Origin of the sequence: Streptomyces sp. NPDC051576, assembly GCF_040681835.1 — a bacterium.
In the GTDB taxonomy this organism is placed as follows: Bacteria; Actinomycetota; Actinomycetes; order Streptomycetales; family Streptomycetaceae; genus Streptomyces.
On sequence record NZ_JBFAZO010000009.1, the window covers coordinates 196,617 to 218,971 of the forward strand.

Sequence of the window (22,355 nt, forward strand, 5' to 3'; positions counted from 1 at the left end):
GACGCGACACAGGCAAGGCCGCCGCATGGGCGGCGGCCTTGAGTGTCGAGCGTCAGCTCGCCGGCTGCCGCACCACGGCGACTTCCCTGGCGGAGAGGACGGGGAAGCCGTCGGCGCCCGCGCTGCCGACCAGCAGCTCACCGGACAGGCCGGGCAACGGCACTGTCTCGTCGGTCCTGTTGACCAGGAACAGGTAGCGGCTCTCGGCGTTCCGGCGCACGGTCAGTTCGACATTCCCCCTTGCGCCGTCCGGGAGTTCACTGACGACACCGGCGGGCGCGAGCAGCTCGGGGAGCAGGCCGGTGAGGCCGTCGCGGCCCAGTCGGGTGGAGACGTAGGCGGCCGAACCCCCGCCCACCGTACGGCGGGTGACGGCGGGGCGCCCGGTGTACGTACCGCTGCGGTAGTGGGCCAGCACCTCCACCTCCGGGTCGGTCACCGTGATGCGGTCGGTCCACAGGGAGCCGGTGGCAGTGGCGTCGAGGTCCAGCTCGACCGTGTCGCCGTCGAGCAGCGGGCCGAACTCCTCGATGCGGATGCCGAGCAGGTCGCGCAGGGCGCCCGGGTAGCCGCCGAGCCAGATGTGGTCGTTCTCGTCCACGACACCGGAGAAGTAGGTGGACACCAGGTGGCCGCCCTGCTCGACGTAGCGAGTGAGTTCCTTGGACAGGGCCGCCGGGATCATGTGCAGTACCGGCGTGATCACCACGTCGTACCGGTCGAGGGCGGTCTGGGCCGTGACGATGTCGGCCCGTACGCCGAGGTCGAGGAGGGCGGAGTACCAGTCGAGCGCCTCCTGCCGGTAGTCGAGCCGGTCGGTGGGGTGCGAGTCCTGCTCGCTGGCCCACCAGGACTCCCAGTCGAAGACGATGCCGACCCGGGCCGACTCGCGGTCCGTGCCCGCGACCGGCGCCAACGTCCGCAGGGTGCGCCCGAGTTCGGCCACCGCGCGGAAGACCTCGCTGTCGGCACCGGCGTGCGGCACCATCGCCGAGTGGTACTTCTCGGCACCGGCCGCCGACTGGCGCCACTGGAAATAGCAGACGGCGTCGGCGCCGTGCGCGACATGCAGCAGCGAGTCGCGGGCCAGGTCGCCGGGCCGCTTGGCCACGTTGACGGGCTGCCAGTTGACGGCGCTGGTGGAGTGCTCCATCAGGAACCACGGACGGCCGGCGGAGATACCGCTGACGAGGTTCGCGGAGAAGGACAGCTCGTCGCGGTCCTGCGAACCGGGCAGCACGTAGTGGTCGTTGGAGACGAAGTCGATCTCGGCGGCCCAGTCGGCGTAGTTCATGCCCTTGGTGTTGCCCATCACCATGAAGTTGGTGGTGACCGGCACGTCCGGGGTGATCTCGCGCAACAGGTCGCGCTCCGCGCGCAGATGGTCCTTGAGTGCGTCCGAGGAGAAGCGCTTGAAGTCGAGCTGCTGGGTCGGGTTCGGGAAGGACGCGGCCAGCCGGGGCGGCAGGATCTGCTCCCAGTCGCTGTACCGCTGGGACCAGAACGCCGTGCCCCAGGCCTGGTTGAGCGTCTCGACGGTGGAGTAGCGGGCGCGCAGCCAGTCACGGAAGGCGCGGGCCGCGTCGTCGGAGTAGTCGTAGACGTTGTGACAGCCCAGCTCGTTGGAGACGTGCCAGGCGACCAGCGCGGGGTGCTGCGCATACCGTTCGGCCAACTTCCGTACCAGGCGCAGCGCGTGGTCGCGGAAGACGGGCGAGGTGGGACGCCAGTGCTGACGGCCCCCCGGCCACAGGGTCTCGCCGGAGGCGGTCACCGGGAGGATCTCCGGGTGCTCCGTGCTCAGCCACGGCGGCGGGGACGCGGTCGCGGTCGCCAGGTCGACGCCGATGCCGCCCGCGTGCAGCAGGTCCATGACCTCGTCGAGCCAGCCGAAGTCCCACTCGTCCCGGGCCGGTTGGATCCGGGCCCAGGAGAAGATCCCCACGGAGACGATGTTGACGCCGGCCTCGCGCATCAGCCGGATGTCTTCCTCCCACACCTCGCGAGGCCACTGCTCCGGGTTGTAGTCGGCGCCGTAGGCGAGGCGGGGGGTGGTGGGGTCACCGTCCGGCCCGTGCCGCAACTGGGACAGGAGGGTGGAGATCATGGTGGTCCTTCCGGTTACCGCACAGGTGGAACGAGTCGCTGGGTGGATCGCGGGCGGCCGCCGCCGAGGCATGACTGCTCGGCGGCGGCTCCCGAGGTGGTGCCGGGTGTTACTTGGAGACGGTGAAGCCCTGCTCGCTGCCGTACTTGATCGAGGCGTCCTGCCAGCTCTTCAGGCCCTGGGCCAGCGTGGTGCCGGAGATGTAGGCCTTGCCGACGGTGTCGTTGAAGATCGAGTTGGCGTACTGCTGGAAGGGCAGGTACGACCAGTCGGAAGCGACCTCGGCCGCGGACTCGGCGAAGATCTTGTTGGCCTTCTGGCCGCCGAAGTACGGGAACTCCTTGTTCTGGAACGCCGCGGACTGCTGCTCCGCCTTGGTCGCCGGGAAGGCGCCCTGGTCGACACGGGTCTGGACGCCGGCGCCGGCGTTGGCGTAGTCGACGAACGCGTAGGCCAGTTCCTTGTTCTTGCCCAGGGTGGGCAGGGCGAGGGAGCTGCCGCCGTTCTCCGCGCTGGCCTTGCCGCCCGCGGTCCACTGCGGCATCGGGGCCGCGCGCCAGTCACCGGAGGCACCGGCGACACCGCTGACGAAGTTGGCGGGCATCCAGGCGCCGGTGGTCAGGGTGGCGATGGTGCCGTCACCGAGGCCCTTGTACCAGTCGTCGGTCCAGCCGTTGATGGGCGAGACGAGCTTCTCGTCGATCAGCTTCTGCCAGGTGTCCGTGTACTTCTTGGCGCCCGCGTCCTCGAAGTTGACGGTCACCTTGGTGCCGTCGACCTTGTAGGGGCGCGAACCGGCCTGCCACAGCATGCTGGTGGTGAAGCCGGCGTCACCGGCGTCGTTGGCGATGTACGCCTTCGGGTCGGCCTTGTGCAGCTTGCGGGCCGCGACGACGTACTCGTCCCACGTCGTCGGGACGGCGATCTTGTACTTGTCGAAGACCTTCTTGTTGTAGAACATCGCCATCGGGCCCGAGTCCATCGGCAGGCCGTAGACCTTGGAGCCGTCGCTCACGGCGTTCCACGGACCCGCCGTGTACTTCGAGGCCAGCTTGTCGGCGCCGTAGGGCGCCAGGTCGGTGAGGCCCTTGGTGAGGGAGTACTGGCTCAGCGCGAAGTACTCGACCTGGGCGACGTCCGGGACGCCCTTGCCCGCCGCGATCGCGTTCGACAGCGCGGTGTAGTGCTTGTCACCGGAGCGGTCGCTGACCAGGTTGATCTTGACCTTGGGGTACTTCTTCTCGAAGTCGGCGGCGACCGTCTTCAGCGTGGGCTCCCAGGCCCAGACCGTGACCGTGCCGCCCTTCTTCAGGGCCGCCTGGATGTCCGCCGAGGAGACGGCCTTGGTGCTGGAGCTGTCGTCGTCCGAGCTGCCGCACGCGGTCGCCCCCAGGGAGAGGACGGACAGGAGGGCGAGGCCGCGCAGCAGGCGGCCGGTGGTTCTGCGCATGGAGGTGCTTCCACTTCTTCGTGGGTGGGACTTCTTGAGGGTTGGGTTATTCCTTGACGCTTCCGGCGGCGAGACCGGACTGCCAGTACTTCTGCAGCAGCAGGAACGCGGCGATCAGCGGCACGATGGTGAGCAGCGAACCCGTGATCACCAAGTTGAAGATGACGTCACCGCCGATCGTCTGGGCCTGGTTCTTCCACGCGTCCAGGCCCAGGGTCAGGGGGTACCAGTCAGGGTTCTTGATCATGATCAGCGGCAGGAAGTAGTTGTTCCATGTCGCGACCGTGGTGAACAGCAGGACCGTCACCACACCGGGGGCGAGCAGCGGCAGGGAGACCTGGAAGAAGGTCCGCAGCTCGCCCGCTCCGTCGATCCGGGCGGCTTCCAGGAGTTCCACGGGGATGGCCTCGGTGGCGAAGACCCACATCAGGTACAGGCCGAACGGCGAGACCAGCGAGGGGATGATCACCGCCCACGGGGTGTCGGTCAGCCCGATCTTGCTGAACATCAGGAAGGTCGGCACCGCGAGGGCCGTACCGGGGACGGCGACCGCGCCGATGACCACGGCGAAGACGGCGCGCTTCCCGGGGAAGTTGAACTTCGCCAGCGCGTAGCCGCCGAGGATCGACAGGAGGGTGGCGCCGCCGGCCCCGAGCACGACGTACAACAGGGTGTTCAGCAGCCAGCGACCGAAGATGCCGTCGTGGTAGGTGAACGTGTCGTGGAGGTTCTGCCAGAGGTCGAAGTGGTGGGCGAACCACAGTCCGTTGGAGTTGTTGAGTCCCGACTCGGACTTGGTCGCGTTGATGACCAGCCACACCAGGGGCACCACGGCGTACAGCATGATCAGGCCGGTGAGCACGGTCAGCAGCACACTGCGCTTGGGACGTCCCGGTGTGTGCTTCTTGCGGGGTGTGCGCAGCCGGGGCGCGCCCTTGGAACTCCCACCGGAAGGGGCGGACGCGGACGGGGAGGCGGTGGTGACGGGGGTGCTCATGGCTCAGGCTCCCTTGCGCATGCCGCGGAGCTGCACGACGTAGGCGACGACCATGGTGATCAGCCCCATGATGATGGCGACCGCCGCGGAGTAGTTGTGCTGCTGTCCGTTGAAGGACAGCGAGTAGGTGTAGAAGTTCGGCGTGTAGTCCGTCGTGATGGCGTTGCGCGCCAACGGCCGCAGAATGCTGGGCTCGTTGAAGAGCTGGAAGCTGCCGATGATCGAGAAGATCGTCGCGATGACCAGGGCGCCGCGGATCGCGGGGAGCTTGATGGCCGTGATGACGCGGAACTGCCCGGCGCCGTCGATCTCCGCGGCCTCGTACAGCGAGTTCGGGATGACCCGCAGCGCGGAGTAGAAGATCAGCATGTTGTAGCCGACGAACTCCCAGGTGACGATGTTGCCGATCGACGCCAGGACCAGGTGTGCCGAGAGCGGGTCCGGCAGGGTCACGCCGAATGCGCTGTTGATGTCACCCACCAGACCGAACTGGGTGCCGTACATGAAACCCCACATGAGGGTGGCGACCACGGCGGGCACCGCGTACGGCAGGAAGATCGAGATCCGGAAGAAGTCCCGGCCGAAGAGCCGGCCGCTGTCCAGGGCGAGCGCCACGAACAGGGCGATGCCGAGCATGATCGGCACCTGGACCACCAGGAACAGGGAGACCCGCTCCAGGGAGGACCAGAACTGGTCGTCCTGGAAGGCCTGCTTGTAGTTGTCCAGGCCGACGAAGTGGTTTCCGCCGATGAGCTGGTTGCGGTACAGGCTGAGATAGATCGAGTACACGATCGGCGCCAGGAAGACGAAGGCGAAGACCACCGCGAAGGGTCCGATGAAACCCCACCCTGTCCAGGAACGGCGGTCCCGTTTCGCCGATGGCCTGGCTGGGGGCCGAGTCGCGGCCGCAGGGGGTTGAAGCGTCGTCATGTAGTTCCTCGCTCGTCCATCTCGGAACCGGCGTCCTACGCCGTCGCGATGGTTGCGTAAACACGCAGGTCCAAGGACGTCCCGGCCTGTTATGTTTACGTAAACATCTGATGGCGGCATGTCTACACTGCCCCAATGTCGGTGGTCAAGGTTCGTTTGGTGAAACACGACCGAGGCAATCGGATCGATATGTGAGGGAGACCGGTGGACACAGCGGACGGTGCCTCGGCCGGCACACAGGAGCCTCGTAGACGCTCCGGGAAACGGTCCTCGCGGCGCGCCCCCAGCGCGTCCATGGCGGATGTGGCGCGCGTGGCCGGCGTCTCCTCGCAGACCGTCTCCCGGGTGTCCAACGGTTACGAGGGCGTCAACGAGGAGACCAGGCAACAGGTCCTCGCCGCCATGAAGGAGTTGGGCTACCGGCCCAACAGCGCGGCCCGCGCCCTCAAACGCGGTGAGTTCCGCACCATCGGTGTGATCACCTTCAACCTCTCGACCACCGGCAACATGCGCACCCTGGAGGCGATCGCCACCTCCGCCGCGCAGGAGGGCTACGCCGTCACGCTCCTGCCGGTCGCCGTCCCCACCCAGGACGAGGTGCGCGGAGCCTTCTCCCGCCTCGGCGAACTCGCCGTCGACGCCGTCATCGCCATCATGGAGGTGCACCTCCTGGACGCGGCGACCATCTCCCTGCCGCCGCACGTCCAGGTCGTCGTCGCCGACTCCGACGCGGGCGACCGCTACAGCGTGGTCGACACCGACCAGAACGGCGGCGCACGGGCCGCCGTACGCCACCTCCTGGACCTCGGCCACCGCACGGTCTGGCATCTGGCGGGACCCGAGGAGTCCTTCGCGGCGCAGCGCCGCGCCGACGCGTGGAGCGCCGAACTCACCGACGCGGGCCGGCCCGTGCCGCCCGTGGTGCGCGGCGACTGGTCCGCCGAGTCCGGCTACCGCACGGGCCTCGCGCTGGCCGAACAGGCAGACTGCACAGCCGTGTTCGCGGCCAACGACCAGATGGCACTGGGTCTGCTGCGGGCCCTGCACGAGCGCGGCCGGCGCATCCCCGAGGACGTCAGCGTCATCGGCTTCGACGACATCCCCGAGGCGGGCTCCTTCCTGCCGCCCCTGACCACCGTCCACCAGGACTTCGCCGAGGTCGGCCGCCTGTGCGTGGAGGGTGTCCTACGGCGGATGCGGCAGCGGGGCGACGAGCACGGCACCACGCTGGTGCCCACGCAGCTCGTGATACGCGACAGCACGGCGCCGCCCGCGGCACACACGTCCGGCCCCCCTGTCTGAGCAGGAGGGCTGGAACATCACGTCCGCACGGCTCAGGCCGTCGTCTCCGGGCGGCCGGGCCGGGACCAGTGCGTGTGGAAGGTGCCGGTCCTGTCCGTACGGCCGTAGGTGTGCGCGCCGAAGAAGTCGCGCTGGCCCTGGAGGAGGGCCGCCGGCAGCCGCTCGGCACGCAGCGTGTCGTAGTGGGACAGCGCGGCGGAGAACGCGGGCACCGGAATGCCGCGGCGGGCCGCCGAGGCCACCACCTCACGCCAGGGGACCTGCGCGTCGCCGATCTCCCGCGCGAACTCCTCCTCGCCCAGCAGGCTGACCAGACCCGGCTCGGCCGTGTACGCGGCACGGATGCGGTCGAGGAAGGAGGCGCGGATGATGCAGCCGCCTCGCCAGATCCCGGCGACGGCGGCGAGGTCGATCGACCAGCCGTACTCGTCGGCCGCGTCCTGGATCATCTTCCAGCCCTGGTCGTAGGCGATGACCTTCGAGGCGTACAGCGCCTGTTCGACCTGCGCGGTGAAGCGTTCGGCCTCGGTGCGGCTCAGCGGGGGAGTGGTGCCGCCGGGCAGCCCTCGGTAGGCGGCGCGCAGGTTGGCCTGGCTGGAGGAGGCGCGGGCGAAGGTGGCCTGTGCGATCGCGGTGACCGGCGAGCCCAGCTCCAGCGCGGTCTGCACGGTCCAGCGCCCGGTGCCCTTCTGGCCGGCGGCGTCCTTGACGATGTCGACGAACGCGCCGCCGGTCTCCGCGTCGGTGTGGGCCAGGACCTCGGCGGTGATCTCGATCAGATAGGAACCGAGCCGGCCCTCGTTCCAGCGGCGGAAGACGTCCGCGATCTCGGCGGGGGAGTAGCCGCCGACCTGGCGCAGGAGGTCGTAGGCCTCGGCGATGAGCTGCATGTCGGCGTACTCGATGCCGTTGTGCACCATCTTGACGAAGTGCCCGGCGCCGTCGGTGCCGATGTGTGTGGAGCAGGGCTCGCCGTCGACCTTCGCGCTCACCGACTCGAACATCGGGCCCAGCACGGCGTACGACTCCGCCGAACCGCCGGGCATGATCGACGGGCCGTTGAGCGCGCCCTCCTCGCCGCCGGAGACCCCGGCGCCGACGAAGTGGAGGCCCCGCTCGCGCAGGGCGGCCTCGCGGCGGCGGGTGTCGGCGAAGTGCGCGTTGCCGCCGTCGATGATCATGTCGCCGGGCTCCATGAGCGCGGCGAACTCGTCGATGACCGCGTCGGTGGCCGGACCGGCCTGCACCATGATCATCAGTCGGCGGGGGCGTTCGAGCGCGGCCACGAACTCCTGTGCCGTCTCGGCCGGGACGAAGGCGCCCTCGTCGCCGTACTCCTTCATCAACTCATGGGTGCGGTGCGGCGATCGGTTGTGGACGGCGACCGTGTAGCCGTTGCGGGCGAAGTTGCGGGCCAGGTTGCGGCCCATCACTCCCAGGCCGGTGACACCGATCTGGGCGGTCGCGTCGGTGGCGGGGGTGTTCGGTACGGGTGCGTTCATGGGGTGCCTGTTCTCCGAGTCGGTGACGTGGCGGGTCGGCGCGGGGCGCCCATGACCGCAGGTACGGCTGTGATCACGAATTGACTCGAAGTCCGGGAACCCGATTCGGGATTCATGTTGGCGCCCGGCCGTCGGACCGCGCTCTCAGCAGCCTGTTCCGGTCGGCGCGAACGTCACGCGCGTGTGCTCGTCCGCGAGGCGGACGTCGTCGTAGGCGGCACGTGTGACCTGGTACCAGACGTCGTCCCTGCCGGTGTCGCCGCCCACGTCGTCCAGGCTGACGCACCACCGCTCCTTGCGGACGACACGGGTGTACGTCTCCGTGCCGCTGCGCACCTTCGCGCACTTCCGGTACCGCTCCGTGGTGTACCAGGTGCGGGTCTTCTTCTTGGTGCCCGTGCCCGAACTGGACGTGTGCCGGACCTGCTTGGTGGCCGAGGCGCACTTCGTGACGGTGTGCGGGCGAGTGGCCCTCGTCGTCTGCCGGGCGAGGTGACGGACCGAGTCCCGGAGCCCGGTGACGGTGTCGGGGGTCTGCCGGGCTGTCGCTGCGGTGCTGGTCCCACCGGTGCCGGACGCGGATCCAGAGCTGTCGCCGCCCCCGCATGCGCCGAGCGTTCCGATCAGAAGTGCCGTCAACCCGGTCGTGATCAGTCGCTTGGTGAACATGTCCCCGCTGTCTGTGAATTGGAAGCGGTCAGCGTAGCTGATCACCGGCGGACCTCGGCGGGGCTCGGGCCTGCGCTTCCTGCGCTACAGGGCACCCGCGGTGGCCGGAACCTTCGAGGTGACGGGGAAGCGGGCCATCGGGGTCCACGCGGGCTGCGGGGTCTTCGCCCGCACCGGTACCGGCACGATCGTGGCCTTCTTGGGTTCCGGGACCGCCGTGCGACGGCGGTCGGTCGCGAAGACGTACAGCCGCAGCAGCAGGAAGCGGGCGAGGCCGGCCAGACCGGAAGCGCCGAGGTACACGATCTGCTCGGTCAGCGTGCCGGGCGAGGACTGCACCAGGTGCAGGACGAGCATCGCGGCGCAGGTCACCACGTAGGCCGCCGCGGCCGAACCCGCGGACTGCCAGTGCTGGCGCCATCCGGCGCGGCCGCCCGACCCGAAGGTGAAGCGGGCGTGCAGGTCGGTGCAAAGGAGGGTGGAGGCGACGGTGATCAGCGCGTTCGCCAGGGCCCAGGCCATCTGCCCGGCGAGCAGGGCCACGGCACCGCTGGAGAGGAGTCCGACCCCGCCGCCCAGCAGCACGAACCGGGCGAAGGAGGCGAGCGGACCGGGGGCGGCCGGGGTACGGGTCGCGTTGTCCATGGCGGTCTCCATCCGCTCCGTACGCTGTGCCTCGGTGATCCGGCCGCGTATATTTCCTTGACTTACTCAACTATAGCGGATTGCTTGAGTTACGCAAGTTATTTTTACGGCGATGGTTCCGAGGACATCGGCACGAGGGGAACAGGGGCGACGATGGGTGACTTACGGGTGCGGTGTGCGACCTTCAATGTGCTGCACGGCCGGCTGATCCAGCCGGACGGCCGCCCGGCACCGGTTCGCCCCGGCGATGCCTCGGCGCCCCTCGCCGAAGCCGTCGCTTCCCTGGACGCCGATGTGGTGGCTCTCCAGGAGGTCGACTGCCTTCAGGAACGGTCGGGTTGCGCCGATCAGGCGGCGGTCGCCGCCGACGCGATGGGCGCGCGGGACTGGCGCTACGGAACCTCGCTGCACTGCCGACTGGTGCCCGGTCGGGGCTGGGTCCGCGATCCCGCCGAGCCCGGCATGCGCGTCCACGGGCCCGAGGGGCGGCGGCCCCAAGTCCCTTCGCACGGCGTCGCGTTGCTGTCCAGGCTGCCGGTCCGGGAGTGGCGGGCCCTACGACTCCCAGCGGCGCCCTTCGGGATGCCCTTGAGGGTCGCCGGGCGGGCCACTCCGGCCCTGGTGCGGGATCAGCCCCGGGCCGCCCTCGCCGCCGTACTGGAAGGACCGCAGGGGCTGTTCACCGCCGTCGCCGTCCATCTCTCGTTCGTGCCGGGCTGGAACATGGGTCAACTGCGCACCGTGCGCCGGTGGATCGCCGATCTGCCCCAACCGCAGCTATTGATGGGCGACTTCAACCTGATCGGCGCGCTGCCTCGAATCGCCCTCGACGCGACCGGCCGGCGCGGCTGGCGGGGGCAGGGCCGACAGGCGACCTTCCCCTCGCATCGCCCGCTCGTCCAGCTCGACCACATCCTGGCGACCGGGCTGGGCGCGGACGCCGTGGGCACGGCGCGGGCGCCCAGGACGGCGATCTCCGATCACCGGCCGCTGGTGGTGGAGTTGTCGCTCTGAGTCAGTTCCACAGGGGGTAGGTCACGACGTGCGCGAACTCGTCGGGCCGTCCGGCGGTGTACGTCAGGCTGATCTCGCTGTAGTGCCGGAGCTGCGGGTGCTTCTTCCAGGGCTGCGGGGTGTCGAGCCGGACGACGACCGGGTACGAGTGGAACTTGCCCGCCGCGCAGTACGGCTTGCAGTCGTTCACCACGTTGAAGCCCGTGGCCGTCGCGGAGTCGGCGCTCCAGTTCGTCCAGTGCAGCGACGTCAGGCGGCTGTTGCCGTCGCCGCAGGCGAGCACGAAGTCGGCGGGGCGCACCTCGGGATGCCAGAGGCAGTCGACGAGTACCGGGTCCGCTCGTTGCTGGTGTGCGGCGGGGGCCGCGCTCGCCGTGGCCGCGGACGAGGTGCCCACGGCCGGCGCGAGCAGGGCGGCGGCGCAGACCGTGACGACTCCGACCATGGTGTGTTTGTACATGTCCGCTCCCCGCCGCCTGTTCGTCCTGGTCGTGCCGCGCCCGCACCGGCGGTGGCCCACCGGCCGGGGCACGGTCGTCGTCTCACTGTCGACGCTACGACCGTGTCCCAGGATGCACCACTCGTACGGACCAACGACACGGCTCGCCGGGGTGGCAAGGGTGTGCACGTATGTGCGACCAGGTCGGGAAGGCCAGGCATCCCGAGCGGATCAGGCGGGCCGCACGGCGCCCCGGATCGCGGCGGAACCCGCGTAGAAGATCGACTCCTCGCGTATCGGCGTCCCCGGGCTCGGCGCGTGGATCATCAGGCCGTTGCCGGTGTAGAGGCCGACGTGGTCGATGCTGTCGTAGAAGAAGATCAGGTCACCGGGGCGGATGTCCGTGAGCGGGACCAGTGTGCCGGCGCCCGACTGTTCCTGGGCGGTGCGCGGGAGCAGGACGCCCGCGGCCTTCCAGGCGGCCTGGGTGAGGCTGGAGCAGTCGTACGCGTCCGGCCCCGCCGCGCCCCACAGGCAGGGCCTGCCGATCTGTGCGCGGGCGAAGGCGAGGGCGATGCCGGTCTTGCTCTGGGTACCGGCATCCGGCGCGACGGGGACCGTCGTGGCGGATGCCGGGCTCATGGCCGGGGCCGAGGGGAGAACGATCTCGGGCGGCATGGTCGGAGCGGTGGGCAGGGTGATCTCGGGGGTGATGGCCGGGGCAGCGGCGAAAGAGACCTCGGGAGTGATGACCGGGGCAGGCGCGTAGGAGACTTCAGGGGCGACGGCCGGGGCAGCCGCGTAGGAGACCTCGGCGGCGGGCGCGGTCGGCTGCCACTCCTGCTGGGGCGGGCGCCAGTCCGGTTCCGGTGTCGTGTACCAGGCGGGCTCGACGGTCGGCTGCTCGGTCACCATGGGCATCTGTCCGGTGGACCAGTCGGTCACCATGGGCATCTGCCCGGTGGACCAGGCCGTCTCCGGGGCGGACCAGGCCGGATCCGGCGGCGGCCAGGTGGCGTTCGTCGGGGCGGTCTCGGTGCGCGGCGCGGCGATGTAGGGGAGCAGCGCCAAGTCCGCGGTGAGCGGGTCGAAGGCCGGCTCCGGAGGGGCCTGCGGGGCGAGTTGAGGCGACTGGACCATCGGCGCGGGCGCCACTTCGAGGGCGGGGACGGGCGGCAGGTCGAGCATGGTCGCCGGTGGTGCTTGCGGCGTCTGGGGCGCGGGGGGCAGTGCGGCGACGGGCCGGGCGGTCAACTCCGGTGTCGGGGTGGTGATGTCGGGTACGGCGGGCGCCGCGGTCAGCTCCGCGACGGCGCGGCTGGGCGGCGCCTGGAGCGCGAGGGCGGCCTCGGGGTCGGGACGTCGCTCGGGCCGGGGTTCCGCCGGGCGGCCGGGAGTCCTGCTGGGCGGGAGGATCGCCGGTACGGTCGGGCCCAGTTGGGCGCGGGCCCGGTCGAACCACTGCCGGGCGACGGCGTCGAGGGCGGGATCGGAAGGCCGCGACGCACCGGGTCGGGGGTTGACGCGCTGACGCGGGCCCCCGGACATCGCACGGGTGGCGTTGTAGTTTCCGGTGGCCGTCTCGGCCCTGTCGTAAAGGGAGTTGATCCGCCGCTGGACTTCTTCGCGGCTGGGTCGGTCGTCCACGGTGGGGCCACTGCCTCCGGTGCGCGTCCTTCGTTCTGCCGGCATGGCAGACGTGCTCCTTCCGTATCGCGCCTACCGGGTTAGCTGTCGGGTTCGGGCGTCGATCACGGAAGGTTTGCCCTACGGCCCTTGCCCTGCTGGGCAGTTGGGCCGATTCACCCCAAGTCGGTTGGGTCCCCGGCTCCGGCTGCCGCGAGCGGCGCACCGGACTCGGCGCAAGCCGTGCGGCCCGGCGCCGATCGCCGGAGTTAGTCGCAAGGCCTGGGCGTCAACCTAGCCAACGTGTGTGCCTCGTGTGAAGGTTGAAGCGCGATATGTCCGATACGTATTTGTGACCTTTACCTCGTCCTGGGTGTGGCGAGCGCTCATGGGTCGGCGGAGTCAGGCGTTCCGTATGAGGTCGCTATGAATTTTCGGGACGGTTGAACACACTGGGACCCGGCCCCGTATTGGGGCGGGGGATGTCCATGCCGGGACGAGCCGGGCCGACCGATACGTGTAGGAGCACTTCCTTGGCACGCAACACGCGCAGACGCCCAACGGGCGCACGCCGCGCGACGATGGCAGCAGTCGCCCTGATGCTGGGCGGCGGAGGACTGGTGGCGGCGAACGTATACGCGTCGGCGTCCGAAGGTGGCTGGGGTGGTGACTCCGCCCAACAGGGCACCCCGGACGCGGCATCGCGAGGCGCGACGATCGACTGCCCTGACATCGGCACCCAGTTGACGACGGTCCCGGACGAGGCGAAGACCGACGTCGACAAGGAACTCGCGCTGCTCGACCAGCAGATCACCGAGGCCTACCAGAAGCTGCAGGACTCCACGGAGTCCATACGCCAGGACGCCTCCTTCGCCGACAACGCGATCATGAATCCGTTGAAGGAGAAGCGGGCCGCGACCATCGGACGGATCGGCGACGCCATCGCGCGCGTCGGAGACCGCCCGGAGGGACTCGACGCGCTCGCCGCCTGCACACTGATCGCGCCCAAGAACGACACCGGTGACCAGGGCGGCAGCAGCGAGGACCCGAGCAGCGCCGCCGGTGACCAGGGCCAGCAACAGGGCGACGGCCAGGGCCAGCAGCAGTCCACCAACGGGCCCGTCGCCTCGGACTACGCGGACATCACCTCCGTACAGCCCAACGTGAACACCCCGAAGGACCAGGGGGACGCCTCGACCGGCACGTTCGTCACCGCCTGCGGTGTGAACGCGAACGGCCTGTTCAACTCCGACAACGTCATCGTCGCGCCCGGAGTCACCAACGGCGCCCACCACTTCCACGACTACGTCGGCAACCAGTCCAACAACGCCTTCGCCAGCGACCAGGATCTAGCGAACGCGAACACGAGCTGCGAGAACCCGGGCGACAAGTCCACTTACTACTGGCCCGTGTTGCGCCTGCAGAACGGGAAGCAGGAGCGGGACGCGGACAAGCCCGGCGGCGGCACCGAGGGCAACTCCGGTCAGATCGTGACCGCGAAGGCAGCCACGCTGACGTTCGTGGGCAACCCGCAGAGCAAGGTCGTCGCGATGCCGCGCCTCCTGCGCATCATCACCGGCGACGCCAAGGCCTTCGTGAACGGCCCGGCCAACGCCAACGCCTCCTGGAGCTGCACCGGGTTCGAGGACCGGCAGCTCAAGGACAAGTACCCGCTGTGCCCGGCGGGCAGCGACGTCGTACGCACCTTCAAGTTCCAGAGCTGCTGGGACGGCCGCAACATCGACAGCGCCAACCACCGCACCCACGTGGCCTTCGAGGATGCCGAAGGCGCCTGCCCGGCGGGCTTCGAGGCCATTCCGCAGTTGGTCCAGCGGATCGTCTACGACGTCGACGCGCCGAGCCTCCAGGACGGTGGCAAGACCACCCCGTTGTTCGCGGTGGACTCCTTCCCGGAGCAGCAGCACAAGCCCGTCACGGACCACGGCGACTTCATCAACGTCTTCGACGAGGGCCTGATGAAGGACATGGTCAACTGCATCAACAACGGTGATAAGTGCGGCGCCGGGACGGACAACGACCCTGGATCGGGCGGCGGTTCGGGATCCGGATCGGGGTCGGGCTCCGGTTCGGGCGGCGGTTCGGATTCGGGCGGTGGTTCGGGTTCGGGTGAGCCGCAGGAGTCCCCGACGGCCACCGACACGGCGACGGCGGCGCCCAGCGCGACCGCGACCGAGCCCGCCGGGAACGGCGGGAATGACGGAAACGGTGGAAACAGCGGGAACGGGGGGAATGGCGGCAACGGCGACAACGGTGGAAACGGCGACACCAACGACCAGCCCACCGTCGCGCCCGCGACGAGCGCCCCGGACACCGCGACCACGGACCCCAGCTCGTTGACGTCCGCTGTCGCGGTGCCCAAGGCCGACACGAAGACCGAAGGGTCGAACGCGACGCCGACGCAGGGTGGTTCGGACGACAACGCCGGTACCGGCGGTGAGGTCGGCAGTGCCGTGGAGACGCCGCCCACGAACTCCTCGGGCGGGGAGAGCTACGCCGCCGTGGCTCCGCAGACCGAACCGCAGGCGCAGGGCGGGCTCGCGGAGACCGGGGCCAACCTGTGGCCCGCGGTGGCCGGCGCGCTGCTTCTCATTGCCGGGTTCGTGGTGCTCTACCGGGGCAAGCGCAGCTCACGCTGACACCACGCACAGCGGTATCAACGACGGCCCGGCCGCCCCCAACTGGGGGCGGCCGAGCCGTCGGGTGTTCCGGGCCAGGGCGGTCAGACGGCCGGCGCCGGGTAGGTCGGGTACTCGACCCCGGAGACGTGCTGGACGACCCGGACGACCTGGCAGGAGTAGCCGAACTCGTTGTCGTACCAGAGGTAGAGGATCGCGTTGTCGCCGTCCACCTTGGTCGCGCCCGCGTCGATGATCGAGGCGTGGCGCGAGCCCATGAAGTCGCTCGACACTGCGTCGGGGGCGGTGGTGAAGTCGATCTGCCGTTTCAGCGGGGACGTCAGCGAGACCTCGCGGAGGTGGTCGAGGACCTCGGCGCGGGTGGTCTCTCGGCCGAGGCGCAGGCTGAGGATCGCGATCGAGACGTCCGGCACCGGGACCCGGATCGAGCTGCCGGTGATCGGCGCCTTGAGGTCGGGCAGCGCCTTGGCCACGGCGGACGCGGCACCGGTCTCGGTGATCACCATGTTCAGCGGCGCGGACCGGCCGCGGCGGTCGGCCTTGTGGTAGTTGTCCAGCAGGTTCTGGTCGTTGGTGAACGAGTGGACGGTCTCCACATGGCCGCGCAGCACACCGTACTCGTCGGCCATCGCCTTCAGCGGCGGTACGATCGCGTTGGTGGTGCAGGACGCACAGGACAGGATCTGCTCGTCCGGCTTGATCGTGTCGTGGTTGACGCCGTGCACGATGTTGGGGACGTCGCCCTTGCCGGGCGCGGTCAGCACGACCTTGTCGATGCCGGGCCGCAGATGCTGGGAAAGGCCTTCCCGGTCACGCCACTTGCCCGTGTTGTCGATGAGGATGGCGTCCTTGATGCCGTACGCCGTGTAGTCGACCTCGGAGGGCTCGCCCGCGTAGATCACCTTGATCTCGTTGCCGTTGGCGATGATCGTGTTGCTCGACTCGTCGACGGTGATCGTGCCCTGGAACTGGCCGTGGATGGAGTCGCGGCGCAGCAGCGAGGCGCGCTTGACGATGTCCTGCTCCCCGCCCTGCCGTACGACGATGGCGCGCAGCCGCAGACCGTTGCCCGAGCCGGCCTTCTCGATGAGGAGGCGGGCGACCAGTCGGCCGATGCGGCCGAAGCCGTACAGGACGACGTCCCGGCCCTCGCGGCACGCGATCTTGTTGGCGCCCGTGGCACCGGCGACCGCCTCGGCGGTGAACTCCTCGGCGGTGAGGCCGCGTTCGTCGGCGCGGTGGGTGGCGGCGAGCATGCCGATGTCGATCTGGGAGGGGCCCAGGTCGAGCGTGGTGAGCGCCCGCAGGTACGGGAGGGTCTCGGTGACGGAGAGTTCCTCGCCGTCGATCTGGCGGGCGAACCGGTGGGTCTTGAGGATGCTGACCACCGACTTGTTGACCAGGGAGCGGCTGTGCAGCAGGACGGTGACGTCCTGCTCGCGGTGCAGCCTCCCGATCATCGGGATCATGGACTCCGCGATCTCCTCGCGGGTCTTCCAGTTGGTGAACGAGTCCTCGTTGACAGGCACAGGTTTCTCTTTCGAGCTAGGCGGTGCTCATATGCTAACCCGCTGTTCATCTGCTCGTTCAGGAGGGGTGCCCCCGGCACGTGGAATGCCCGGAATGCCGTGAGGGCCCCGCCGACACGCGTCGGCGGGGCCCTCACGGCTGTACTGGTGTGTGTCGCTCCTACACGTCCTGGGGCGCGCCGCTGCCCAGCAGCGCCGACGCGTTCTCGAACGGTGTGAGCGCGTGCACGGGCACCGCCTCGGGCAGGCCGTGACAGGTGAAGCCGAGCCGGGTCATGGCCCGGACGACCTCGCCGCTGGTGAAGTCGCGCGGGTCCTGCCGGGTGATGATCCGGCCCACCTGCTTGACGGGGTAGCGGCGCCGCCCGATGGTCACGGACTCACCCGTGACCAGCTCGGGCTTGATGCCCTTCATCGTCTCCAGCACTCCCAACTTGGTGAGGTCGAAGGGATACCGGGCGATGACACAACGCATGTTGCCTCACAGAGAGAAGGAGATGCCGTCCGAACGGGCCCCCGAAGGGGCCGAGTTGATCCCTAGGCCGCGGGGCCGAACGACGACCGCCGCTGCCCCCGGCTGCTGCCACCGCCGTTACCGCCGCCGCTGCCGCGGCGAGCCGCGCCACCACCGGTCCGGCCCTCGGACGCCGGGCGGCCGCGGCGGCCACGGGACGACGAGGAGGACGGGCCGCGGCGGGTGCGCTCGCGCTCCACGACCGGCGCGGCGATGACGACCGGGACACCGGACGGGGCCTGGGCGCCCGTGATCCGGGTCAGCTCCTCCTCGCCCGAGCGGACCGGGGTGATCTCCGGAGTGACGCCGGCCGCGGTCATCAGGCGGGTGAAGTCACGGCGCTGGTCGGGGGTGACCAGGGTGACGACACTGCCGGACTCGCCCGCACGGGCCGTACGGCCGCCGCGGTGCAGATAGTCCTTGGGGTCGGTGGGCGGATCGACGTTGACGACCAGGTCGAGGTTGTCGACGTGGATGCCGCGCGCCGCGACGTTGGTCGCCACCAGCGCCGTCACATGCCCGTCCTTGAACTGGGCGAGGGTGCGGGTGCGCTGCGGCTGGGACTTGCCGCCGTGCAGACCGGCCGCGCGGACGCCGTTGTTCAGCAGGTGCTTGACCAGCTTGTCCACCGCGTGCTTGGTGTCCAGGAACATGATGACCCGGCCGTCGCGCGCCGCGATCTCGGTGGTCGCCCGCTGCTTGTCCGTGCCGTGCACATGCAGGACGTGGTGCTCCATCGTCGTGACCGCGCCCGCCGAGGGGTCGACGGAGTGGACGACGGGGTCGGTCAGGTAGCGGCGGACCAGGAGGTCCACATTGCGGTCGAGCGTCGCCGAGAACAGCATTCGCTGGCCGCCCGGCTGCACCTGGTTCAGCAGGCCGGTGACCTGGGGCATGAAGCCCATGTCGGCCATCTGGTCGGCCTCGTCGAGGACGGTGATGGTGACGTTGTCCAGTCGGCAGTCGCCGCGGTCGATCAGGTCCTTGAGCCGTCCCGGCGTCGCGACCACGACTTCCGCGCCACCGCGCAACGCTCCGGCCTGCCGGCCGATCGACATACCGCCGACGACGGTGGTCATCCGCACGCTGACGGCGCGGGCGTACGGGGTGAGCGCGTCGGTGACCTGCTGGGCCAGCTCGCGGGTGGGGACCAGGACGAGCGCGAGCGGCTGTCGCGGCTCGGCCCTGCGGCCCGCCGTACGGGCCAGCATCGCCAGGCCGAAGGCGAGGGTCTTGCCGGAGCCGGTGCGGCCGCGGCCGAGCACGTCACGGCCGGCGAGGGAGTTGGGGAGGGTCGTCGCCTGGATCGGGAACGGGACGCTGACGCCCTCGTGGCCGAGGGCGGCCAACAGCTTTGCGGGCATGTCCAGTTCGGCGAACGACTCCACGGCGGGCAGGCCGGGCGTGACCGTCTTCGGGAGCGCGAACTCGCCCTGGAGGGCGACCGGTCGGCCGCCGTTGCCCTTGGCGCGACGCGGTGCACCTGAGCGGTTGCCGGCGGGGGCCGCCGAACGGTAGCCGCCCTTTCCGGATTCCGCATTTCCATTGCGCTTCCGTGCGAAGCGGTCATTGGAACGTTCATTTGTTCGTGCGCGGTTCAATGTGGAACCTTCCTTGATATGGCACGTATCAAGGAATTCCCGCGGTGAATGAACGGCGCAGAGAATCGCAAGAACGAGCCGGTGGCTTCGGCGGAATAGCGCCGATAGCATGGAAAATGCAGCGAGCTGGGGCCCGCACCCCAGGTGCGGGCCCCAGCTACGAAGTAAACGTCGTTGTTACGCAGGGACGATGTTCTCGGCCGTCGGGCCCTTCTGGCCCTGCGCGATGTCGAAGGTCACCTTCTGACCCTCCTGCAGCTCGCGGAAGCCCTGGGCGGCGATGTTCGAGTAGTGGGCGAAGACGTCAGCGCCGCCACCGTCCTGCTCGATGAAGCCGAAACCCTTTTCCGCGTTGAACCACTTCACGGTGCCACTGGCCATTTTGTTCTCCTTCGGGGCGGTCAGCGGAGCCTGCACTGTGCGGGCTCCGTGTCGCCGTGATGATCACCCCGCCGGAAAGAAAAACCGGACACACAAAAAAATGCTCCACCGCCTCGGAGGGTGGTGTGGGCATCTGAAGGGTTTGGCAACCACAACTGCAACTGAGATCAATAGTAGCACGGCGCGATCGTCCGTGTGCGGTCGTCAATTCCGTTTCTCATGTCGCGAACATAGATATTCGGTGTTCTGCCCGGTTGCCCGAGCGTGTCGATCCAGTTGTGGACGACCTTGCAGCGCCAGATCCTCCACCAACGTGTCGAATCTCTCGCCGACCGCCGGCGGAATCCGGGCGGGCGGCGACAGCAGTCACGGTTCGGCCTCCCGGTCCGGGCTGACGTGGTGGGAGTCGATCAGCACGAGCCCGGCCGGGGCGCGCCGAGAGCGGTCCCGGGGTCCGTGCCGGTGAGGCTCCCGAAGGTCCGGTATCGGGCAAGATCTGGGGCATGGTGATGTGCGACTACTTCTCCGCCGCGAGTGACGAGGTGCGCGCACGGCCGCGCTCCGGGGAGTTGCTCTCGGACCCCGAGGCCGAAGAAGCCTTCGTCATCGGCGTCCCGGACACTCTCCGGGTCGCGCTGGCCACCGCGTCCGACGACCAACTGGAGCTGGCGGCAGGGCTGTTCGGGGCCGTGGAAGAGGTGGATCTCCCGCCCGACCGGGCACTGGAACTGCTCCACCTGCTGTCCGGCCTGGCCCGGCGGGCGACGGCGGAGGACCGGCGGTTGTACTGCTGGTGGGCCCTGTAGGACAACTCGGAAGGCAGGAGCGGCCCGTGACCACACCCGGTGAACGGCCAACGCCCGAGCCGCTCGGTCCCTCGTCGCTGGCCTGGCGGTACTTCAGCGACTGGCGGGGGATGCTGATCAGTCTCTGGGCCGGGTCGATGCAGAACATGCATCCCGGCCTCGGTGCGGGAGTCGAGGAACACTCGCGGTTCTTCGAGGAGCGCTGGGAACGCCTGCTCCGCTCGCTCTACCCGATCGCCGGGGTGATCTACGACGGCCCGGACGCGGCCCGGACGGCCCGGGAGGTGCGCGACTACCACGTCGGCATCAAGGGCGTGGACAGCAAGGGCCGGCGCTACCACGCGCTCGACCCCGACACGTTCTTCTGGGCGCACGCGACGTTCGTCATGGTCCCGGTGCTGGTGTGCCAGCACTTCGGCCGGCCGATGACGCGGAGGCAGAAGGAGCGGTACTACGCCGAGAGCCTCCAGTGGTACGGGCTGTACGGGGTCAGCGACCGGGCCGCTCCGGCCGACTGGGCAGGATTCAGCGCCTACTTCGAGCGGATGTGCGCCGAGGTGCTGGAGGACAACTGGGCGGCACGCGCGGTGCTGGACATCCGTCGTCTGGACAGGCCGCCCGCGCTGACGTGGCTGCCGGACGCGGTGTGGAAGGTGGTCCGGGTTCCGGTGACGCGGTCCTTCGTGTGGCTCACCATCGGGATGTATCCGCCCACCGTGCGCGCCAAGTTGGGCTTTCGCTGGTCGCGGCGGAGTGCGCTCGGGCTGTGGCTGGTGGGTCGTACCGTCGCACTGGGCTGGCACCTGGTGCCGTTCGAGCGGCGCTACCACCCACGGGCCAGGGCCGCTTGGCGACGGGCGCGCGGTCTCGCCGTAGGACCGGTCGAGACGCCGCGCCGGAACCTGCCGCCGGAGGAACACCGGGGCGACGGCAAGCACTACGCGCCGGACGTGTGAGGGCGGGGAGTCAGCCGGGCAGGCCGAGGAGGTCACGGCCGGCGCGTCGTACCGTGATGCTGACCGCCTCCGGGTCGTCCAGTCCCGCGCTGGACAGGGCGCCGTCGTGCAGCAGGACCAGGACGCGGCCCGCGTGGTCGGGATCAGGATGGCCGGCCTTGGCCGCCAGGTCGGTGACCGTCTCCTGGAACCAGGCACGGTGCTCGGCGATCGCCTCGCGGACCGGGTCGGAGGCGTTGGGATACTCCGCCGCCGCGTTGATGAAATGGCAGCCCCTGAATCCGGCCGAGCAGGTCACCTCGCCGATCAGATCGAGAAGCGCCGAGACTCCCTGGTCGGACTCCGCCTCCGCGACGGCGGCCTCGACGGCGGCGCGCAGACGGGTGTCGGTGGCCCTCAGGTAGGCCACCACCAGGTCCTCCTTGGTCGGGAAGTGGCGGTAGAACGTCGCCCTGGTGACCTCGGCCTCGGTGACCAGACGATCCACCGGAACGGTGTGGATGCCCTCGCTGTAGAACAGGCGGACGGCCGTCTCCAGCAAGCGTTCGCGGGGGCTCGGGGGCTTCGTCGGCATGGGGCCAGTCTAAGAGACAGAACATTCTGTTGACACGCCTGTGGGCGCCCTCTACGGTCAAGGAAGAACGAACGTTCTGTCTACACCTGGCAGGAGATCACCGTGTCCCGCTTCGCCGCATACGTCGAGCGCAACCAGGCCTTCGCGGCCACCGACGCCAAGTCCCACGTGCCGGAGATTCCCTTCATCCCCTTCAAGCAGACCTTCGTGATCACCTGTCTCGATCCGCGGGTGGAGCCCGCCGCCGTCCTCGGTGTCGAACTCGGGGAGGCCATCGTCCTGCGCAACGTGGGCGGCCGTGTCACCCCCGCGACGCTCCAGGACGTGGCCTGGATCAGCCATCTGCACGAGGCGAAGACGCCGGACGCCGACTGGTTCGACCTGGTCGTGATCCATCACACCGACTGTGGTTCGGCACTCTTCGCCGACGACGAACTGCGCGGGGAGTTCACCGACCGGCGGGGCTACGACGATGCGACCGTCGCCGCTCTGGCCGTACTCGATCCGGCCGCGACCGTGCGCGAGGACGTCGATCGCCTGCGCGCCTTTCCCGGTCTGTCGTCCCGTGTCGAGGTCTCGGGGTACATGTACGACTTGGCGACCGGTCTGCTCACGGAGGTCGCCGCAGCGGAGACCGCGACCACCTGAGCCGTGTC

At 69.5% G+C, this 22,355-nt stretch carries 20 protein-coding genes and 1 riboswitch; of the genes, 6 read left to right on the forward strand and 14 right to left on the reverse strand.

The genetic code is table 11. The features are described from left to right. Nucleotides 1-52: 52 nt before the first annotated feature. The 4 genes from AB0M63_RS28590 to AB0M63_RS28605 form a co-directional block, all read right to left on the reverse strand. Nucleotides 53-2,107, reverse strand: a complete 2,055-nt coding sequence (locus tag AB0M63_RS28590; RefSeq protein WP_366021451.1) for a beta-galactosidase — start codon at nucleotides 2,105-2,107, stop codon at nucleotides 53-55. 109 nt (nucleotides 2,108-2,216) lie between these two features. After that, nucleotides 2,217-3,557 (reverse strand): sugar ABC transporter substrate-binding protein, encoded by a 1,341-nt coding sequence (locus AB0M63_RS28595; RefSeq protein ID WP_355914613.1) that lies wholly within the window; start codon nucleotides 3,555-3,557, stop codon nucleotides 2,217-2,219. 46 nt (nucleotides 3,558-3,603) lie between these two features. Continuing rightward, nucleotides 3,604-4,554, reverse strand: a complete 951-nt coding sequence (locus AB0M63_RS28600; RefSeq protein WP_366021452.1) for a carbohydrate ABC transporter permease — start codon at nucleotides 4,552-4,554, stop codon at nucleotides 3,604-3,606. Nucleotides 4,555-4,557: 3 nt separating this feature from the next. Next, nucleotides 4,558-5,484, reverse strand: a complete 927-nt coding sequence (locus AB0M63_RS28605) for a sugar ABC transporter permease (RefSeq protein ID WP_366021453.1) — start codon at nucleotides 5,482-5,484, stop codon at nucleotides 4,558-4,560. A 294-nt stretch (nucleotides 5,485-5,778) separates the two neighbouring features. On the opposite strand from AB0M63_RS28605, the gene AB0M63_RS28610 reads away from it, so the two are divergent. Further along, nucleotides 5,779-6,786, forward strand: a complete 1,008-nt coding sequence (locus AB0M63_RS28610) for a LacI family DNA-binding transcriptional regulator (protein WP_366021586.1) — start codon at nucleotides 5,779-5,781, stop codon at nucleotides 6,784-6,786. A 32-nt stretch (nucleotides 6,787-6,818) separates the two neighbouring features. Here AB0M63_RS28610 and gndA read toward each other — a convergent pair whose 3' ends face one another. The 3 genes from gndA to AB0M63_RS28625 all read right to left on the reverse strand — a co-directional run bounded on the left by gndA (nucleotide 6,819) and on the right by AB0M63_RS28625 (nucleotide 9,602). After that, on the reverse strand, nucleotides 6,819-8,288 hold the full coding sequence (gene gndA, locus AB0M63_RS28615; RefSeq protein WP_366021454.1) for an NADP-dependent phosphogluconate dehydrogenase: 1,470 nt from the start codon (nucleotides 8,286-8,288) through the stop codon (nucleotides 6,819-6,821). A 144-nt stretch (nucleotides 8,289-8,432) separates the two neighbouring features. After that, nucleotides 8,433-8,957 carry a hypothetical protein gene (locus AB0M63_RS28620; RefSeq protein WP_355914598.1) on the reverse strand — a complete coding sequence of 175 codons (525 nt, stop codon included), beginning with the start codon at nucleotides 8,955-8,957 and terminating at the stop codon, nucleotides 8,433-8,435. A gap of 84 nt (nucleotides 8,958-9,041) precedes the next feature. Then, on the reverse strand, nucleotides 9,042-9,602 hold the full coding sequence (locus tag AB0M63_RS28625; protein ID WP_366021455.1) for a GtrA family protein: 561 nt from the start codon (nucleotides 9,600-9,602) through the stop codon (nucleotides 9,042-9,044). Nucleotides 9,603-9,755: 153 nt separating this feature from the next. Here AB0M63_RS28625 and AB0M63_RS28630 point away from each other — a divergent pair, with 153 nt between their 5' ends. After that, complete coding sequence (locus AB0M63_RS28630; RefSeq protein WP_366021456.1) at nucleotides 9,756-10,616, forward strand: endonuclease/exonuclease/phosphatase family protein; 861 nt, start codon at nucleotides 9,756-9,758, stop codon at nucleotides 10,614-10,616. 1 nt (nucleotide 10,617) lies between these two features. Here the strand turns inward: AB0M63_RS28630 and AB0M63_RS28635 are convergent, their stop codons facing one another. Both AB0M63_RS28635 and AB0M63_RS28640 read right to left on the reverse strand, forming a co-directional pair. Then, the gene (locus tag AB0M63_RS28635; protein ID WP_366021457.1) at nucleotides 10,618-11,076 is read right to left on the reverse strand and encodes a hypothetical protein; all 459 of its coding nucleotides are present in this window, start codon (nucleotides 11,074-11,076) and stop codon (nucleotides 10,618-10,620) included. A gap of 210 nt (nucleotides 11,077-11,286) precedes the next feature. Next, the gene (locus tag AB0M63_RS28640; protein WP_366021458.1) at nucleotides 11,287-12,747 is read right to left on the reverse strand and encodes an NlpC/P60 family protein; all 1,461 of its coding nucleotides are present in this window, start codon (nucleotides 12,745-12,747) and stop codon (nucleotides 11,287-11,289) included. A gap of 8 nt (nucleotides 12,748-12,755) precedes the next feature. Then, nucleotides 12,756-12,928, reverse strand: a riboswitch (cyclic di-AMP (ydaO/yuaA leader). A gap of 334 nt (nucleotides 12,929-13,262) precedes the next feature. Here AB0M63_RS28640 and AB0M63_RS28645 point away from each other — a divergent pair. Then, a complete protein-coding gene (locus AB0M63_RS28645; RefSeq protein ID WP_366021459.1) occupies nucleotides 13,263-15,338 on the forward strand; it encodes a DUF1996 domain-containing protein in 2,076 nt (691 codons plus the stop codon). 83 nt (nucleotides 15,339-15,421) lie between these two features. On the opposite strand, the gene AB0M63_RS28650 is transcribed toward AB0M63_RS28645, so the two are convergent. The 4 genes from AB0M63_RS28650 to AB0M63_RS28665 all read right to left on the reverse strand — a co-directional run bounded on the left by AB0M63_RS28650 (nucleotide 15,422) and on the right by AB0M63_RS28665 (nucleotide 19,363). After that, nucleotides 15,422-16,867 carry a glyceraldehyde-3-phosphate dehydrogenase gene (locus tag AB0M63_RS28650; RefSeq protein WP_355914581.1) on the reverse strand — a complete coding sequence of 482 codons (1,446 nt, stop codon included), beginning with the start codon at nucleotides 16,865-16,867 and terminating at the stop codon, nucleotides 15,422-15,424. Between the two features lie 160 nt (nucleotides 16,868-17,027). Then, on the reverse strand, nucleotides 17,028-17,342 hold the full coding sequence (locus AB0M63_RS28655; protein WP_355914578.1) for an SCO5918 family protein: 315 nt from the start codon (nucleotides 17,340-17,342) through the stop codon (nucleotides 17,028-17,030). A 62-nt stretch (nucleotides 17,343-17,404) separates the two neighbouring features. Then, nucleotides 17,405-18,982 (reverse strand): DEAD/DEAH box helicase, encoded by a 1,578-nt coding sequence (locus AB0M63_RS28660; RefSeq protein ID WP_366021460.1) that lies wholly within the window; start codon nucleotides 18,980-18,982, stop codon nucleotides 17,405-17,407. Nucleotides 18,983-19,159: 177 nt separating this feature from the next. After that, nucleotides 19,160-19,363, reverse strand: coding sequence for a cold-shock protein (locus AB0M63_RS28665; RefSeq protein ID WP_019056860.1), 204 nt, complete (start codon nucleotides 19,361-19,363; stop codon nucleotides 19,160-19,162). A 503-nt stretch (nucleotides 19,364-19,866) separates the two neighbouring features. On the opposite strand from AB0M63_RS28665, the gene AB0M63_RS28670 reads away from it, so the two are divergent. Both AB0M63_RS28670 and AB0M63_RS28675 read left to right on the forward strand, forming a co-directional pair. After that, on the forward strand, nucleotides 19,867-20,169 hold the full coding sequence (locus AB0M63_RS28670) for a hypothetical protein (protein ID WP_366021461.1): 303 nt from the start codon (nucleotides 19,867-19,869) through the stop codon (nucleotides 20,167-20,169). A gap of 26 nt (nucleotides 20,170-20,195) precedes the next feature. Then, a complete protein-coding gene (locus tag AB0M63_RS28675; protein WP_366021462.1) occupies nucleotides 20,196-21,125 on the forward strand; it encodes an oxygenase MpaB family protein in 930 nt (309 codons plus the stop codon). A 10-nt stretch (nucleotides 21,126-21,135) separates the two neighbouring features. Here AB0M63_RS28675 and AB0M63_RS28680 read toward each other — a convergent pair whose 3' ends face one another. Continuing rightward, the gene (locus AB0M63_RS28680) at nucleotides 21,136-21,699 is read right to left on the reverse strand and encodes a TetR/AcrR family transcriptional regulator (RefSeq protein ID WP_366021463.1); all 564 of its coding nucleotides are present in this window, start codon (nucleotides 21,697-21,699) and stop codon (nucleotides 21,136-21,138) included. 102 nt (nucleotides 21,700-21,801) lie between these two features. On the opposite strand from AB0M63_RS28680, the gene AB0M63_RS28685 reads away from it, so the two are divergent. Further along, nucleotides 21,802-22,347, forward strand: a complete 546-nt coding sequence (locus AB0M63_RS28685; RefSeq protein WP_366021464.1) for a carbonic anhydrase — start codon at nucleotides 21,802-21,804, stop codon at nucleotides 22,345-22,347. Nucleotides 22,348-22,355: the final 8 nt, after the last annotated feature.